The organism is Janibacter massiliensis, from assembly GCF_900289115.1.
Taxonomy (GTDB): Bacteria; Actinomycetota; Actinomycetes; order Actinomycetales; family Dermatophilaceae; genus Janibacter_A; species Janibacter_A massiliensis.
In genome coordinates this window covers 1,980,396-1,994,794 of the sequence record NZ_LT985196.1, presented here as the reverse complement: position 1 = coordinate 1,994,794, position 14,399 = coordinate 1,980,396, and the positions used below count along the sequence as shown (strand labels likewise).

General features: G+C 72.9%; 14 protein-coding genes, 3 tRNA genes and 2 pseudogenes. 13 read left to right on the top strand and 6 right to left on the bottom strand.

The window, feature by feature from the left end; translation table 11 throughout:
• Window positions 1-47 precede the first annotated feature (47 nt).
• Window positions 48-668 (top strand): annotated as a pseudogene (locus DAA34_RS09720) (uroporphyrinogen decarboxylase family protein); the annotation flags it as partial.
• A gap of 45 nt (window positions 669-713) precedes the next feature.
• Here DAA34_RS09720 and DAA34_RS12530 read toward each other — a convergent pair.
• Window positions 714-1,529 (bottom strand): annotated as a pseudogene (locus tag DAA34_RS12530) (DUF4349 domain-containing protein); the annotation flags it as partial.
• 238 nt (window positions 1,530-1,767) lie between these two features.
• Here DAA34_RS12530 and hemG point away from each other — a divergent pair.
• Together hemG and hemQ are read left to right on the top strand one after the other, a co-directional pair.
• Window positions 1,768-3,231, top strand: coding sequence for a protoporphyrinogen oxidase (hemG, locus tag DAA34_RS09710; RefSeq protein ID WP_106818865.1), 1,464 nt, complete (start codon window positions 1,768-1,770; stop codon window positions 3,229-3,231).
• A complete protein-coding gene (gene hemQ, locus DAA34_RS09705; protein ID WP_106818863.1) occupies window positions 3,228-3,968 on the top strand; it encodes a hydrogen peroxide-dependent heme synthase in 741 nt (246 codons plus the stop codon). The genes hemG and hemQ overlap by 4 nt, the downstream gene beginning before the upstream one ends.
• 3 nt (window positions 3,969-3,971) lie before the next feature.
• Here hemQ and msrB read toward each other — a convergent pair whose 3' ends face one another.
• Window positions 3,972-4,409 carry a peptide-methionine (R)-S-oxide reductase MsrB gene (gene msrB / locus DAA34_RS09700; protein WP_106818861.1) on the bottom strand — a complete coding sequence of 146 codons (438 nt, stop codon included), beginning with the start codon at window positions 4,407-4,409 and terminating at the stop codon, window positions 3,972-3,974.
• A gap of 113 nt (window positions 4,410-4,522) precedes the next feature.
• Here msrB and DAA34_RS09695 point away from each other — a divergent pair, with 113 nt between their 5' ends.
• Window positions 4,523-5,602 (top strand): DNA polymerase domain-containing protein, encoded by a 1,080-nt coding sequence (locus tag DAA34_RS09695; protein ID WP_106818859.1) that lies wholly within the window; start codon window positions 4,523-4,525, stop codon window positions 5,600-5,602.
• Window positions 5,603-5,605: 3 nt separating this feature from the next.
• Here the strand turns inward: DAA34_RS09695 and DAA34_RS09690 are convergent, their stop codons facing one another.
• Entirely contained in the window at window positions 5,606-6,679 is a 1,074-nt protein-coding gene (locus tag DAA34_RS09690; RefSeq protein WP_106818857.1) for an ATP-dependent DNA ligase, read from the bottom strand.
• Between the two features lie 42 nt (window positions 6,680-6,721).
• Between DAA34_RS09690 and DAA34_RS09685 the strand changes: the two genes are divergently transcribed.
• A complete protein-coding gene (locus DAA34_RS09685) occupies window positions 6,722-7,909 on the top strand; it encodes an alpha/beta hydrolase family protein (RefSeq protein ID WP_234354198.1) in 1,188 nt (395 codons plus the stop codon).
• A gap of 15 nt (window positions 7,910-7,924) precedes the next feature.
• Here DAA34_RS09685 and DAA34_RS09680 read toward each other — a convergent pair whose 3' ends face one another.
• Window positions 7,925-8,635: a dihydrofolate reductase family protein gene (locus tag DAA34_RS09680; protein WP_106818855.1), complete on the bottom strand. Its 711-nt coding sequence runs from the start codon at window positions 8,633-8,635 to the stop codon at window positions 7,925-7,927.
• 520 nt (window positions 8,636-9,155) lie between these two features.
• Between DAA34_RS09680 and DAA34_RS12525 the strand changes: the two genes are divergently transcribed.
• The 5 genes from DAA34_RS12525 (at window position 9,156) to DAA34_RS09655 (ending at window position 11,415) form a co-directional block, all read left to right on the top strand.
• Window positions 9,156-9,968, top strand: coding sequence for a PPK2 family polyphosphate kinase (locus tag DAA34_RS12525; RefSeq protein WP_234354281.1), 813 nt, complete (start codon window positions 9,156-9,158; stop codon window positions 9,966-9,968).
• Between the two features lie 170 nt (window positions 9,969-10,138).
• Window positions 10,139-10,211, top strand: a tRNA-Gly gene (locus DAA34_RS09670).
• 26 nt (window positions 10,212-10,237) lie between these two features.
• Window positions 10,238-10,308, top strand: a tRNA-Cys gene (locus DAA34_RS09665).
• 17 nt (window positions 10,309-10,325) lie between these two features.
• A tRNA-Val gene (locus DAA34_RS09660) sits at window positions 10,326-10,400 on the top strand.
• Between the two features lie 151 nt (window positions 10,401-10,551).
• Window positions 10,552-11,415: an oxygenase MpaB family protein gene (locus DAA34_RS09655; RefSeq protein WP_106820057.1), complete on the top strand. Its 864-nt coding sequence runs from the start codon at window positions 10,552-10,554 to the stop codon at window positions 11,413-11,415.
• 73 nt (window positions 11,416-11,488) lie between these two features.
• Here DAA34_RS09655 and DAA34_RS09650 read toward each other — a convergent pair whose 3' ends face one another.
• Together DAA34_RS09650 and DAA34_RS09645 are read right to left on the bottom strand one after the other, a co-directional pair.
• Window positions 11,489-11,998, bottom strand: coding sequence for a hypothetical protein (locus tag DAA34_RS09650; RefSeq protein WP_106818851.1), 510 nt, complete (start codon window positions 11,996-11,998; stop codon window positions 11,489-11,491).
• The gene (locus DAA34_RS09645) at window positions 11,995-12,192 is read right to left on the bottom strand and encodes a hypothetical protein (protein ID WP_106818849.1); all 198 of its coding nucleotides are present in this window, start codon (window positions 12,190-12,192) and stop codon (window positions 11,995-11,997) included. Before DAA34_RS09645 ends, DAA34_RS09650 begins: the two co-directional genes overlap by 4 nt.
• A gap of 38 nt (window positions 12,193-12,230) precedes the next feature.
• On the opposite strand from DAA34_RS09645, the gene DAA34_RS09640 reads away from it, so the two are divergent.
• The 3 genes from DAA34_RS09640 to DAA34_RS09630 are packed head-to-tail and all read left to right on the top strand — an operon-like array spanning window position 12,231 to window position 14,367.
• Window positions 12,231-12,653 carry an acyl-CoA thioesterase gene (locus DAA34_RS09640; RefSeq protein ID WP_106818847.1) on the top strand — a complete coding sequence of 141 codons (423 nt, stop codon included), beginning with the start codon at window positions 12,231-12,233 and terminating at the stop codon, window positions 12,651-12,653.
• On the top strand, window positions 12,650-13,801 hold the full coding sequence (locus DAA34_RS09635; protein ID WP_106818845.1) for a zinc-binding dehydrogenase: 1,152 nt from the start codon (window positions 12,650-12,652) through the stop codon (window positions 13,799-13,801). The genes DAA34_RS09640 and DAA34_RS09635 overlap by 4 nt, the downstream gene beginning before the upstream one ends.
• A gap of 38 nt (window positions 13,802-13,839) precedes the next feature.
• On the top strand, window positions 13,840-14,367 hold the full coding sequence (locus DAA34_RS09630; RefSeq protein WP_106818843.1) for a hypothetical protein: 528 nt from the start codon (window positions 13,840-13,842) through the stop codon (window positions 14,365-14,367).
• The last annotated feature ends 32 nt before the right edge of the window (window positions 14,368-14,399 follow it).

Genomic DNA, 14,399 nt, shown 5'->3' with positions numbered 1-14,399 from the left:
CCGCCGGCCAACACAGACGATGCGCACCCCGCTGACCCCCCTCGNTCATCGGCCTCGCCGGTGCGCCGTTCACGCTCGCCTCCTACCTCGTCGAGGGCGGCCCGAGCCGCAACCACGAGCGGACGAAGGCGCTCATGCACGGGGACCCGCAGCTGTGGAGCGACCTGTGCGCCCGTCTCGCCCGCATCTCCGGGGCGTTCCTGCGGGTGCAGGTCGAGGCCGGCGCGAGCGCCGTCCAGCTCTTCGACTCCTGGGCCGGCGCCCTCTCGCGCGCGGACTACGTCCGGCACGTGCAGCCGCACTCCGCGGCGGCGCTCGCGGCGCTCGAGGGGCTCGACGTCCCGAAGATCCACTTCGGCGTCGGCACCGGCGAGCTGCTCGCGCAGATGAGCGAGGTCGGCTGCGACGTCATCGGTGTCGACTACCGGGTGAGCATCCCCGACGCCCTCGAGCGCACCGGGTCGAGACTGCCCGTGCAGGGCAACCTCGACCCGGCGCTGCTCTTCGCCCCGTGGGAGCCGCTGGCGTCACGCGTGCGGGCGATCCTCACCGAGGGCGCCGCCGCCCCCGGGCACATCTTCAACCTCGGTCACGGGGTTCTGCCGAGCACCGACCCCGACGTGCTGACCCGGGTCGTGGACCTCGTCCACGAGCACTCGCGGCGCTGACCCCGCCCGTGCCCGGCGGTGCCGGCGCAGCCACCACACGGCGGGCCCCACGAGCAGGGCGAGGGCGACGACGAACGGCAGGAGCGCGCCAAGGAGCGTGAGCACGGCCGTGACCGACCACAGGAACGCCGACCAGCCCCGCTTCAGCCCAGCGACGAAACCGGTCTCCTCCTCCTCGCTGGCGAGGGCGGCGTCGGTCGTCAGCTCGACGGAGATCGACGACATCGACGTGCGCTCCTCGAGGGACTTCATCTGCGCCAGCGTCGTCTCCAGCTCGCTCTGGCGGGTCGTCAGCTCCGACTCGAGCGCGATGACGTCGTCGAGGGAGGTGGCCTTCGCCAGCAGGCGCTGGATGCGCTGGATGCCCAGCCTCATCGTTCGCACCCGGGCCTTGGTGTCGACGTACTGGGTCGTGACGTCCTCGACCGAGCTCGACCGGGACAGCAGCGTTCCCTTGCCCGCGACCTGACGCATCGCCTCGGCGTGCTTGGCGGTCGGCACCTTGATCGTCACCCGGCCCCACGTGCTCGTGGTCCGCTCGCGCGAGGCCGATCCGAGGTTCTCGGAGTGGACGTAGCCGCCCAGCTCGTCGGCCACCGCGGCGACGTCGCTGCTCGCGCGGGCCACGTCGTCGACCTCGAGGGACATCGTCGCCTGGCGCACGAGCCGGCGGTCGACCGGAGCGGTCTGCTGCGCGCGGCCCGGGCTCTCCGCCGAACGGGTCGCAGCCTTGCTCGGCGCGCCCGCTGCATCGGCGGACGTCGATCTCACCCCGGACGCCGGTGGAGCGGCGGCGTCCGACCGGTCGCCCTCGGACGCGCATGCCCCCAGGGTGCCGAGCCCGAGGACGAGGGCGGTCATGACACCGGCGATCCGCCGGGCGCGCCGTCCGGCCCGGGCAGCGGGTGCGGCCCTGCCCGTGGTGGTCGACCCACCGCTGGTCGTCGTCGCCGTGCTGGTGGTGCTCATGGTGATCGCGCCTGCCTCTCCCTGTCGTGACCGGGTCCCCTCCGGTACGTGTCGGTGGTCCGACGGTGTGGGCCGGTGATCGGTTCCCTCCCGGGTGGGACGGCGCTGGGCCGGGTGAGACAGTGGGGCCATGCAGCCCCGGACAGGTTACGTCGTCGTCGTCGTCGGTGCCGGGATCGCCGGGCTCAGCGCGGCGCACGCGATCCTCGCGGACGACCACGGGGCTGGCGCTGACGCGCCACGGGTGACCGTCCTCGAGGCCGCCGACCGGGTCGGGGGCGTCCTGCACGGGGTGGAGGTCGGCGGCCAGGTCGTCGACGTCGGCGCCGAGTCGATGCTCTACGGCAACGACGACGCGCGGTGGCTCGTGTCCAGCCTCGGCCTGGACGACCGGATCACCCACCCCGCGACGACCTCGGCATCGGTGTGGTCGCGCGGCCGGCTCGTGCCCCTCCCCAAGGGGACCCTCATGGGCGTGCCGCGCTCTCCCCGAGGTGCGGGCGACGTCCTGACCGAGGACGAGGCCGCCGACCTGCGCGAGGCCTCCACCGTGCAGCACCCGCCGGTCCACCTGCCCGACCTGCCGGTCGGTCCGGCACTGGCGGAACGGGTGGGCCGCGCCGTCGTCGACCGCCTCGTCGAGCCGCTGCTCGGCGGGGTCTACGCGGGCCGCGTCGACGACCTGTCGATGCGCTCGACGATGCCGCGGCTGTGGACGGCCGTCGCCGCCGGCGAGCCCGTGCTCGACGCCGTCGCGGCGATCGTGCCCGAGCCGCGGGAGCCCGACCCGGACGCACCTCCGCGCCACGTCTTCTTCACGATCGAGGGCGGGACGAACGTCGTCCCGCGCGTCCTCCACGACCGCCTCCTCGCCGACGGTGCGGACGTCCGCACCGGGTGGCCCGTCGAACGGATCGAACCGCTCGGTGATCGGTACCGCGTCGTCGGACCCCACGGGGCGATCGAGGCGGACGCCGTCGTCGTCGCACTGCCGGCGCCGCAGGCCGCGGGCGTCCTCGCGGCCTTCGTCCCCGCCGCGGCCCACGCGCTCGTCGGGGTCGAGCTCGCGTCGATGGCGGTCGTCACGATGGCCTTCGACCGGACCGAGATCGGCGCGCTTCCCGGGTCGGGCTTTCTCGTGCCCGCCGTCGAGCGCCGCGACATCAAGGCCGCGACCTTCAGCAGCGGCAAGTGGCCGTGGGTCGACGCGCTCTCGCCCGACACGGTGTGGCTGCGCACCTCGCTCGGCCGCGCGGGGGAGGCGGAGGTCCTGGACCTGCCCGACGAGCAGATCCTCGACCTGGCGCTGGCCGACCTGGCCGCCGCGCTCGGCCGGGAGCTGCCGACGCCCGTGGACACCCACGTGCAGCGCTGGGTGGGCGGCCTGCCGCAGTACGGCGTCGGCCACGCCGACCGGGTGGGGACCGTGCGGGCCGCGGTCGGACGTCTTCCGGGCCTCGCCGTCGCCGGTGCCACCTACGACGGCGTCGGCATCGCGGCCACCATCGGATCGGCGCGGGCCGCGGCTCGCATCGTCCGCGACCACCTCGCCGGCGCAGCGGCCGGCACCCTCACCGAAGGAGACGCAGGATGACCACGCACGCCCCCGGGTCCCGCCAGGACAACCCGTCGTTCGAGAAGCCGTCGCCCGCGCGCATGCGGGAGATCAACGACACGATCCGCTACTCGATGTGGTCCGTCTTCGCGGTGACGAGCCCGCTCGGGGACGAGCGCGACGCGACCGCTGCCGAGGTCGAGCAGCTCGTCGAGGACCTGACGGCCGCGGGGGTCGCGATCCGTGGGTTCTACGACGTCGCCGGGCTGCGCGGGGACGCCGACCTCATGGTGTGGTGGCACGCAGAGACGATCGAGCAGCTTCAGGACGCCTACCACCGCCTGCTGCGCACCCACCTCGGCCAGCACCTCGAGCCCGTGTGGAGCAGCGCGGCCCTGCACCGCCCGGCGGAGTTCAACAAGAGCCACATCCCGGCCTTCATGGCCGACGAGACGCCGAAGCGTTACGTCTGCGTGTACCCGTTCGTCCGGTCGTACGACTGGTACGTCATGGACGAGAAGGAGCGCCGCGACATGCTCGTCGAGCACGGTCAGATGGCGCGCGACTACCCCGACGTGCGGGCGAACACCATCGCGTCGTTCGCGCTGGGGGACTACGAGTGGCTGCTGGCGTTCGAGGCCGACGAGCTGCACCGGATCGTCGACCTCATGCGTGAGCTGCGGGCCTCGCGGGCGCGGCTCCACGTCCGCGAGGAGATCCCGTTCTTCACCGGTCCCCGGGTGGAGATCGTCGACCTCGTCGGCCGCCTCCGCTGACGGTCAGCCCTTCGGGCGCAGCCGGACCGCGATGGAGTTGATGCAGTAGCGCTGGTCGGTCGGGGTCGGGTAGCCCTCGCCCTCGAAGACGTGCCCCAGGTGGCTGCCGCACGTCGCGCACCGCACCTCCGTCCGCGGGCGGCCGGGGATCGAGGTGTCCTCGAGGTACTCGACGGCGTCCCCGGCGAGCGGGGTGAAGAACGAGGGCCACCCGCAGTGGCTCTCGAACTTCGTCTCGGACGTGAAGAGGTCGGCGCCGCAGGCGCGGCAGGAGTACGTGCCCTCGGTCGTCGCGTCCGTGTACTCACCGGTGAACGGGCGCTCCGTGCCGCCCTGGCGCAGGACGCCGTACTCGTCGCGAGAGAGCCGCTCGCGCCACTGCGCGTCGGTGAGGGTGACCGGGTACTCGCGCCCGGAGGGGGTCAGGCCGTGCTCACTCATGCGGCCACCCTAGGCCGCCGGACATGCAGAAGACCGGGTGGAGGGGGGCTCGCAGACGGTTTCGCGCGCTTCTGCATGTCCGTCGGGTGGCGCGCGGGGCCTAGCGTGGGCGCATGGCCAAGAGCGCAGCGGCGATGGTGACGGTCGGCGACCGGGAGGTGCGGGTCTCCAGCCCGGACAGGGTCGTCTACGAGGCGACCGAGCGCACCCCGCAGATCACCAAGCTGGAGGTGTGCGAGTACGTCGCCGCCGTCGGGGACGTGATGATGCGCAGCATCGGCGAGCGCCCCACCGCCATGGAGCGCTGGCCCGACGGCTGGCGGGACGGGATGCGCCTGGCGACGGGGCCCCAGGACCGGGAGGGTGACGGCTTCTACCAGAAGCGGCTCCCGCGCGGCGCACCCGACTTCGTCGAGACGGTGCGGATCCAGTTCCCCGGTGGCCGCTTCGCCGACGAGCTGTGCCCGACCGAGCCGGCCTCCCTCGTGTGGGCCGCGCAGATGGGCACCCTGACCTTCCACCCGTGGCCGGTGCGCCGGGCCGACGTCGACCACCCCGACGAGCTGCGCATCGACCTCGACCCCCAGCCGGGGACGACCTTCCGCGATGCCCAGCGGGTCGCCGCCGTGACGAGGCAGCTGCTGGAGGAGCTCGGGCTGCGCGGGTACCCCAAGACCAGCGGCAACCGCGGGGTTCACGTCTACGTGCGGATCGAGCCCAGGTGGACCTTCGACGAGGTGCGGCACGCCGCGATCGGCCTGGGGCGCGAGCTCGAGCGCCGCGACGAGGGGGTGACGACCGCGTGGTGGAAGGAGGAGCGCGGCGAGCGGATCTTCGTCGACTACAACCAGAACCTGCGCGACCGGACGATCGCCAGCGCGTGGAGCCTGCGGGCCCGCCCGGGAGCCCCGGTGAGCACGCCCGTGACGTGGGAGCAGCTCGCCGCGGTCGACGACCCGCGGGCGTTCAACCTGACGACCGTCGCCGACCACCTCGCGGACGGTGACCCGTGGGCCGACATGGAGCAGACGCATCACTCCATCGAGCCCCTGCTCGAGCTGTGGGAGACCCTGCCCGGCGGTGAGCTCAGCTGGCCGCCGGACTACCCCAAGCAGCCGGGGGAGCCGCCCAGGGTCCAGCCGAGCAAGAAGGTCGCCGCGCACTGGGACGAGGACGGCAACCGGGTCGACTGACCCTCACTCGTCGGCGAGCACCTCGGCGAGGTCGTAGGCGGTCGCCCGGTCGACCTGGTCGAGGGTGCAGTCGGCGGGGTCCTTGTCGGGCCGCCAGCGGACGAGCTGGACGGCGTGCCGGAAGCGGTCACCCTCGAGCTGGTCGAAGGCGACCTCGACGACTCGTTCGGGCCGCAGCGGGACGAAGCCGATGTCCTTGTTGCTGCTGAACCGGGAGCGCTCGGTCTCGGCGCGTGCGGGGTTCCCGTCGTCGTCGCGCACGACGAGCGGGGCGAGCTCGTCGACGAGCTCGAGCCGGCGCTTGGCGGTGAACGCCGCGATGCCTCCGACGTTGACGAGCCGCGCGTCGTCGCCGTCGCCGGTGTGCAGGCCGAGCAGGAGGGAGCCGACGCCTGAGCCGGAGGTGTGGACGCGGTAGCCGACGACGACGGCGTCGGCGGTGCGCTTGTGCTTCACCTTGAGCATCGTCCGCCGGCCCGGGGCGTACGGAGCGGCGGCGGGCTTGGCGATCACCCCGTCGAGGCCGGCGCCCTCGAAGCGGGTGAACCAGTCCTGCGCGACGGCGGGGTCGTCCGTGACCCGGGTGAGGTGGATCGGCCCGTCCGCGACGCGTGCGAACAGGGTCTCGAGCCGGGCGCGCCGGTCCGCGAAAGCGAGGTCCATGACGTCGCTGCCGTCCGCGTCGACGAGGAGGTCGAACGCGACGACCTCGGCGGGCGTCTGGGAGGACAGCTTCTCGATGCGTGAGGCCGCCGGGTGGATCCGCTGGGAGAGCGCCTCCCACGACAGGTGCTCCGCGCCCGGGGACCCGGCGCGCACGACGATCTCCCCGTCGATGGCGCAGCGGTCCGGCAGCAGCCGGCGGCACGCGTCGACGACCTCGGGGAAGTACCGGGTCAGGGGCTTCTTCCCCCGGCTGGCGAGCTCGACCTCGTCGCCGTCCTTGAGCACGACGCACCGGAAGCCGTCCCACTTGGGCTCGTAGAGGTAGCCGCCGTCGACGGCGTCCCCGCCCGGGACCGCCGGTGCGGCCTTGGCGAGCATCGGCGTGACCGGCAGGTCGATGGGGAGGTCCATGCGCCTCATCGTGCCCGACCGGGCCGCTGGCAGGATGCCCGTGTGGACACGAACTCGGGACGGTCGGTGTGGTCGAACCGCGCATGGGCGGCGGCCCGGCTCGGTGGTGCGGCCGGTGGCGCGGCGGCGCTCGGCGCGGGCGCGGTCTGGGTCGGGGGAGCGGCGTACTTCGCGCGCCGCGTCGTCACTCCCGACCGGCGCAAGCCCAACGACCAGGAGATCCGCGCCGTCCGGGTCGGGGAGATCGACCTCGCGATCACGCCGGACTCGACGGTCCCCGGCCGGTACGGGCTGTGGATCGGCGCGGGCGATGACACCCACGTGCGGATCGGTGACGTCCTGTCGGTCGACGAGGCCGCCGGGACGGTGACGCGCGAGCTCATCGGCGTCGACTTCGGCGAGCTCGTCGTCGGCCCCGCGCGGTGGGACCAGTACTTCTTCGGTGAGACGCCGCAGCGCTCGCTCGGCCTGCCGACGACCGACGTCCTCGTCCGCAGCGACATCGGCGACCTGCCGGCCTGGCTCGTGCCGGCGGCGGGGGAGTCGACCCGCTGGGCGATCACCGTGCACGGGCGTGGCGCGCGACGGCTCGAGGGGCTGCGCGCCGTGCCCACTCTCCACGCGGCCGGGTACACGACGCTCGTCCCGGCGTACCGCAACGACGAGGAGGCGCCGCCCGGCCCCGACGGTCGGTACAACCTGGGCCTGAGCGAGTGGCGGGACATCGAGGCCGCCATGCGCTTCGCCATCGACCACGGGGCGCGCGAGATCGACCTCGTCGGCTGGTCGATGGGCGGCGCGATCATCCTCCAGCTGCTCGACCGGTCCGAGCTCGCCGGCCGCGTGACGAAGATCGTCCTCGACGGTCCGGTCGTGTCGTGGTCGGAGGTGCTCCTGCACCATGCGCGGCTCAACCGCGTGCCGCGCCCCATCGGCCGGCTCGGGACCTCGCTGCTCGGACGGCGGTCGGCGCGACGGTTCGTCGGGGTGCACGAGCCGATCGACGTCGCCGTCACCGACTGGGTGAACCGGGCCGAGGAGCTGCGGACGCCGATGCTCCTCATCCACTCCCGCGACGACGAGTTCGTCCCGGTCGAGTCCTCCCGCGCGCTCGCGGCTGCCCGGCCGGATCTCATCCGCTACGAGGAGTGGGAGCACGCCCGGCACTGCAAGGAGTGGAACGTCGACCCCGAACGATGGGAGCGCGTGGTCCGGGAGTTCATCTCCTGACGGCCCGGCCCGGGCTCACCGGCGTACGCCCCAGAGCCCCAGGAGGGTGCCGTCCTGCTCCAGGAGGTGCACGGGCTCGAGGGCGACCTCCGGCGCGGGGGGTGCGACGATCCGCGGGTGGTCTCCGCCGACGAGCCGGGGCACCCACGTGAGTGCGAGCTCGTCGACGACGCCCGCGCGCAGCGCCGCGGCGAGCAGGTGCGGTCCGCCCTCGAGGACGACGTGCTCGAGGCCCCGCTCTCGGAGTCTGTCGAGCGCGACGACGAGGTCGACCTTCCCGTCGGCGTTCGCGGGGCAGCGGATGAGGTCCTCCTCGCCGAGCACGCGCCGGGCCTCGCGCAGTGCATCCTCGGGCGCGCACGTGACGAGCAGGACGGAGCCGGTCCCGGGGCTGCGCGGGTGTGCGGATGCCGGCAGGCGACCGGCGCCCGAGACGACCGCGAGGACGGGCCCGTCGGGGTCCTCCTCCCGCAACGGCGGGTACCCCTCGGCGTCGACCGTGCCGGCACCGACGAGCACGACGTCCGCGTGGTGGCGGGTCGCGGCGAAGGCCCGGGCGTCGACCGTGTCGTTGATCGAGGAGGAGGTGCCGTCGCTGCCGGTGGCCGCCCCGTCGACCGTGCTCACCATCATCGCCCGCACGCTGCGCCGCGGGGAGGGCCGGTAGAGCGAGCGGAGGACGTGGTCGGAGACCGGGCCAGCGATCGGCGGGAGGAGGCTGCGCACGGGGTCAGTGTTCCCGAGCGGTCGCTGTCCCACGGTCCGGGTTCACCTTGTGTTCACCTGCCATCATGGGGTGATGACGACCACCACACCCGAGCCCAGCCCCAGTCGGCGTTCGCCGCGCGCGGCCTCGACCGCCGCCACGAAGACGACCGCGGCCACGAAGAAGACGACCACGGCGCGGAAGACGACCGCGGCGAAGCGGACGACCGCGGCGGCATCGAAGCCCGCTGCGAAGAAGACGACCGCGGCGGCGTCGAAGACCACGGCGAAGAAGACGACCGCGACCGCCCCGAGCCCGGTCTCCGCGGCCTCACCGTCCGCGGTGCCCGCCCCGACGCCTGCCCGGGCGCGCCGCCGCCGCCCGACACCGGACGCGATCGTCGAGCGGGTCATCGCCAACGCCAAGAAGGTCGCCAAGAAGGAGGCGAAGGCAGAGGCCATCCGTCGCGGCAAGAGCAAGGCGAAGCGTGCCAAGCAGGTCGCGAAGGCCGTCCAGGGCACCCACTCGTTCTCCGAGGCTCTGCGTGCCCAGGAGGGCTTCGTCCTCGCCGACCTCGATCCGCGATCGACTCCGAACTTCGAGGGCGACAAGACCGAGGCAGAGGCTCAGCTGATCGCCCTCTCCGAGCGGGCCGCCGAGCTGCAGGAGCGGCTGTTCGCCCAGTCGAAGGGGGGTGCCACCCAGGCCGTGCTGCTCGTCATCCAGGGGATGGACACCTCCGGTAAGGGCGGCATCATGCGGCACGTCGTCGGGGCGGTCGACCCGCAGGGCGTCGACATCACGGCGTTCAAGGCCCCGACCGCGGAGGAGCGTCGCCACCCCTTCCTGTGGCGCATCCGCAACGCGCTGCCCACGCCTGGCCAGATCGGCGTCTTCGACCGCAGCCACTACGAGGACGTGCTCATCGGCAAGGTGCGCCAGCTCGCGCCGCCGGCGACGATCTCCCGGCGCTACGGTCAGATCAACACCTTCGAGGCGAACGTCGTCGCCGACGGCACGACGATCATCAAGGTGATGCTCCACATCAGCTCGCAGGAGCAGAAGGAGCGCCTCGCCGCCCGCCTCGACCGGCCGGACAAGCACTGGAAGTACAACCCCGGCGACATCGACGAGCGCGCCCTGTGGACGGACTACCAGGCCGCGTACCAGACGGCGATCGAGAAGACGTCGACCGATCACGCGCCGTGGTTCGTCGTCCCGGCAGACCGAAAGTGGTACGCGCGGCTGGCCGTGATGAACCTCCTCGTCGAGCACCTCGAGGCGCTCGACCCCCAGTGGCCGGCGGCGGACTTCGACGTCGAGGCGGAGAAGAAGCGACTGGCCGCGACCTGAGGCTCGCTCACCGTGGTGGGGCCGTCCGGGGTCAACCCGGGCGGCCCCCACCCGCGCCGGGCGGCTCGTCACGTGCTCGTCACCCGTCGTCCACCCCCGGTTTGGTCATGGTGTGGCGCATGGGCTAATGTCTGTCCGCACCCGCGGGGACGACGGTCACCAAGGGATGTGCGGATGTAGCTCAGTTGGTAGAGCGCAACCTTGCCAAGGTTGAGGTCGCCGGTTCGAGGCCGGTCATCCGCTCGGAGGGTGTACGTAGCCCCCACACTGGTGGAGTGGCCGAGAGGCGAGGCAGCGGCCTGCAAAGCCGTTTACACGGGTTCAAATCCCGTCTCCACCTCGAGGTCCACCCCTCACGGGCGATTGGCGCAGCGGTAGCGCGCTTCCTTGACACGGAAGAGGTCACTGGTTCAAACCCAGTATCGCCCACCATCGAGATTGGCCCCTGACCTGCGGAAACGCGAATCAGGGGCCCTTCGCGTGCCAGATTCGTGCCCAGACGGCGGCCTGTGATGGCGCACGCCCCGGGCGATCCGGCCGGTTATTCCATCGTGGAACCATCTCGTATGGTCGTCCTGTGAAGATGAATGCGTTCTCTCCTCTCCAGCGGTCGCTCGCCCAGGCGGTGCGCAACCGGGTCGCAGGCGAGGATGCGGACGAGCGGGCAGAGATCATCTGGCGATCGCCGGGGGAGCGCAGGTTCGTCCCGGAGGACCCCGTCTGGCGGGTGCACGCCGACGCCGCGATGTTCCCCGGCGGGGTGGCCTCGCTCCTGCTGCAGATGCTCCACCCCATGGCGATGGCCGGGGTGGCGGGCCACTCGGGCTACCGGAGCGACCCGTGGGGGCGCCTGCAGCGCACGAGCACGTACATCGCGACGACAACCTTCGGCACGATCGAGCATGCCCAGGCGACGATCGACCACGTCCGGAGCATCCACGCCCGGGTCCGCGGAAAGGACGCGCTCGGTCGCCCGTACCGCGCCGACGACCCGCACCTGCTCATGTGGGTGCACGTCGCCGAGATCGCCTCGTTCCTCCGCGCGTTCCAGCGGTACGGCGCCGACCCGTTGACGCCGCAGGAGTGCGACACCTACGTCGAGCAGGCCGGCTGGTCGGCGGAGCGGCTCGGGGTGATCGACCCGCCGCGCACGCTCGCCGAGCTCGAGTCCGTGCTCGCGGCCTACCGACCCGAGCTCACGGCCACCGATGCCGCGCTCGACGCGGCGCGCTTCCTCCTCGTCGAGCCGCCCCTCCCGCTCGCGGCCAGGCCCGGGTACTGGGCCATCGCATCGGGCGGGGTCGCGCTCCTCGACCCGTGGGCACGCCGAGAGCTCCGACTGCCCTCGTCGGCGCTCCTCGCCCGAGGCGTCATGGCCCCGGTGGGTCGTGCCAGCACGGCCATGGTGCGCTGGGCGATGGCCGGGACGGAGCGCACCTCGGCCTGACGGGACGCGCCGACCCCGCCCGCCGGGCCCCTGACCGGGACCGCAGCCAGATGGGGCCGGGCGCGATCGCTCGTCAGGCGCCCGGCGTCGGCACGCCGTCGAGAGAGGGCACCTGGCCAGCGACGTCCGTGAGGTGCGACCCCTGCCCGAGCACCTCGATCCCGCCGAGCGCGATCTCGTCGACGACGCCACCCTCGGCCACCTCGAAGGTCGTGACGTCGTCGCCGCGGGTCCGCAGGGCACCCTTCACGGCGATGCGCCCGAGCTCTCCGCCGCTCTTGACGCTCAGCGCGATGGCCTTGAGCTTCGTCTGCTTGCCCTTGACCAGGCTCATCCCCTCGCCGCCGTGGGTCTCGACGTCACCGCGCACGGTGAGGGAGTTCATCGGCTTGCTCACCTGGACGCCGACCGACCCGTCCCCGGTCGTGGTGATCTGGTCGAAGATCGCCTCGGGCAGGCTTCCGTCGTAGAGGTTGAATCCCCGAGCCCCGGACCCCGTCGTGACGATCGGGCCGTTGACCTCGAGCCGCCCGATGTCGCCGAAGTTCACGAAGCCGATGCCGGACGGGCCGGTGGTCGTCACCTGGGCCTGGGCGACCCACTCGGCGACCTCGCCCCAGTTGCGAGCGTCGCCCCATCTCCCTCGCCTCGGAGCGTGGCTCCCTCGGGCAGGGTGATGGACGGGGACCCGCTGATGGTCCCTTCGACGACGATCTCGACGATGCCGTCCTGGATGGCGCTGGAGAGCTCGGCGGCGGTGGTGACGACAGGGCTCATGTCTCCACCGTAGCCACGCGGTTCGGCAGGATGGGCCCATGAGCGACGAGGCCGACCGGGGGTACCCGTACGTCATGGACGTGCCGACGCGGTGGAACGACAACGACGTCTACGGGCACGTGAACAACACCGTCCACTACGCCGCGATGGACACGGTCATCAACGCGTGGATGATCGGGCAGGGCGCGCTCGACATCGGGGAGGGCGACACGATCGGTCTGTGCGTCGAGTCGGGCTGCCGCTACCTCGCGCCGATGGAGTACCCGGACACGATGCGCGTCGGCCTGCGCGCGGCGAAGGTCGGCACGAGCAGCATCGTCTGGGAGACGGCGATCGATCGAGCCAGCGACGGCGAGCGCGTCGCCGAGGGGCGCTTCGTCCACGTCTTCGTCGACCGCGCCACGCGCCGACCGGCGCCGCTCACCGACACGCTCCGGACGGCTGTGGAGGCCCTCGCATGAGCGCTCCGACGACCACCCGCGCCGCCGTCCTCACCCAGATCGGTGCGCAGGCGCCGTACGCCGGCTCCCGACCGCTGTCCGTCGAGGAGCTCGAGCTCGCTGCGCCCGGCCCCGGCGAGGCGCTCGTGCGGATCGGCGCCGCGGGGGTGTGCCACTCCGACCTGTCCGTCGTCGACGGGGTCCGTCCGCGCCCGGTCCCGATGGCACTGGGGCACGAGGCCTCTGGCTGGGTCGAGGCCGTCGGTCCCGGTGTCCGCGGCGTCGAGGTCGGCCAGCAGGTCGTCTTCGCCTTCGTTCCCTCGTGCGGGAACTGCGTCCCGTGCACGAGCGGCCGGCCCGCCCTGTGCGAGCCCGGCGCCGCCGCGAACACCGCCGGGTCGCTGCTGTCCGGGGCCCGCCCGCTCCGCCGCGCCGACGGCACGAAGGTGCACAGCCACCTCGGGGTCTCCGGGTTCGCGACCCGCACCGTCGCCGACGCGGCCTCCCTCGTCCCGCTCGAGGACGAGGTCCCCGCGACGACGGCCGCCCTCCTCGGGTGCGCGACGCTCACCGGGATCGGCGCCGTCCTCAACACCGCCCGAGCCGAGGCCGGGTCGACGGCCCTCGTCGTCGGCCTCGGGGGAGTGGGTCTCTCGGCCGTCATGGGCGCCGCGGTCGCCGGGTGCCGCCGCATCGTCGCCGTCGACCTCGACCCGGCGAAGGCCGAGCTCGCCCGACGGGTCGGCGCGACCGACGTCCTCACCGGCGGGGACGACACCGACGAGCTCGTCGCCGCGGTGAAGGACCTCACCGGGGGCGGCGCCGACACCGCGGTCGAGGCCGTCGGTCACACCGGCGCCCTCGCCCTCGCCTACGGCGCGACGGCCCGCGGAGGGACGACCGTCTCCGTCGGGCTGCCCCGACCGGGCGCGACCTTCGAGCTGCCCGCGCTGAGTCTCGTCGCCGAGGAGCGGCGCCTCGTCGGCTCGTACATGGGCTCGTCCGTGCCGCGTCGGGACGTGCCGCGGTACGCCGCACTGCACGCCCGGGGTCTGCTCCCCATCGACGCCCTCGCCGGCGACTCCTGGCCCCTCGACGAGGTGAACGAGGCGATGGACGCCTTGGCCGGTGGGGCGGTCGGTCGCCAGATCCTGGCGATCGGCGACTGAGCACCACGGCGAGCGTTCGGCCGCCCTATGCTCGTCACGTGCGCACCTTGCCCGTCCTCGTCGTCGCGCCCGCGCTGACGCTTGGCGGCTGCGGCGTTGCCGGCGGCGATGACTCCGGCACGACACCGACGGGGGAACCACAGACCCTCGAGGCCGCGACCGCCGCACGCCAGGAGCTCGACGACGCCTCGGCCACCGGCGACTGGAAGCGGGTGTACCTGCGCCTGAGCAACGAGATCCGCTCGGTCTACACCGAGACCGAGATGACCGACATGTTCGAGGTGTGCTCGGGGAAGGGCGCACCGACCTCGGTGGCCACGGGGGTCCGCCTCACCGACCCGACCCACGCGCAGGTCAAGGTGACGACGACCCAGGACGGCGACTCGTGGGTGGCGACGATGGTCTACGAGGATGGCCGCTGGCACTCGGTCGGGGGTGAGGGCCTGCGTGAGAACGTGCGCAAGCGCACCCCAGCGACCAAGATCATCGAGGACTGTCGCGCCGAGCTGACGAAGGCCGAGCAGGAGCTGAAGAGGTCCCAGGCGACGCCGCCACCGTCGGAGTGACCCCGGGGAGTCCTCCCCATGGCGAGCACGGA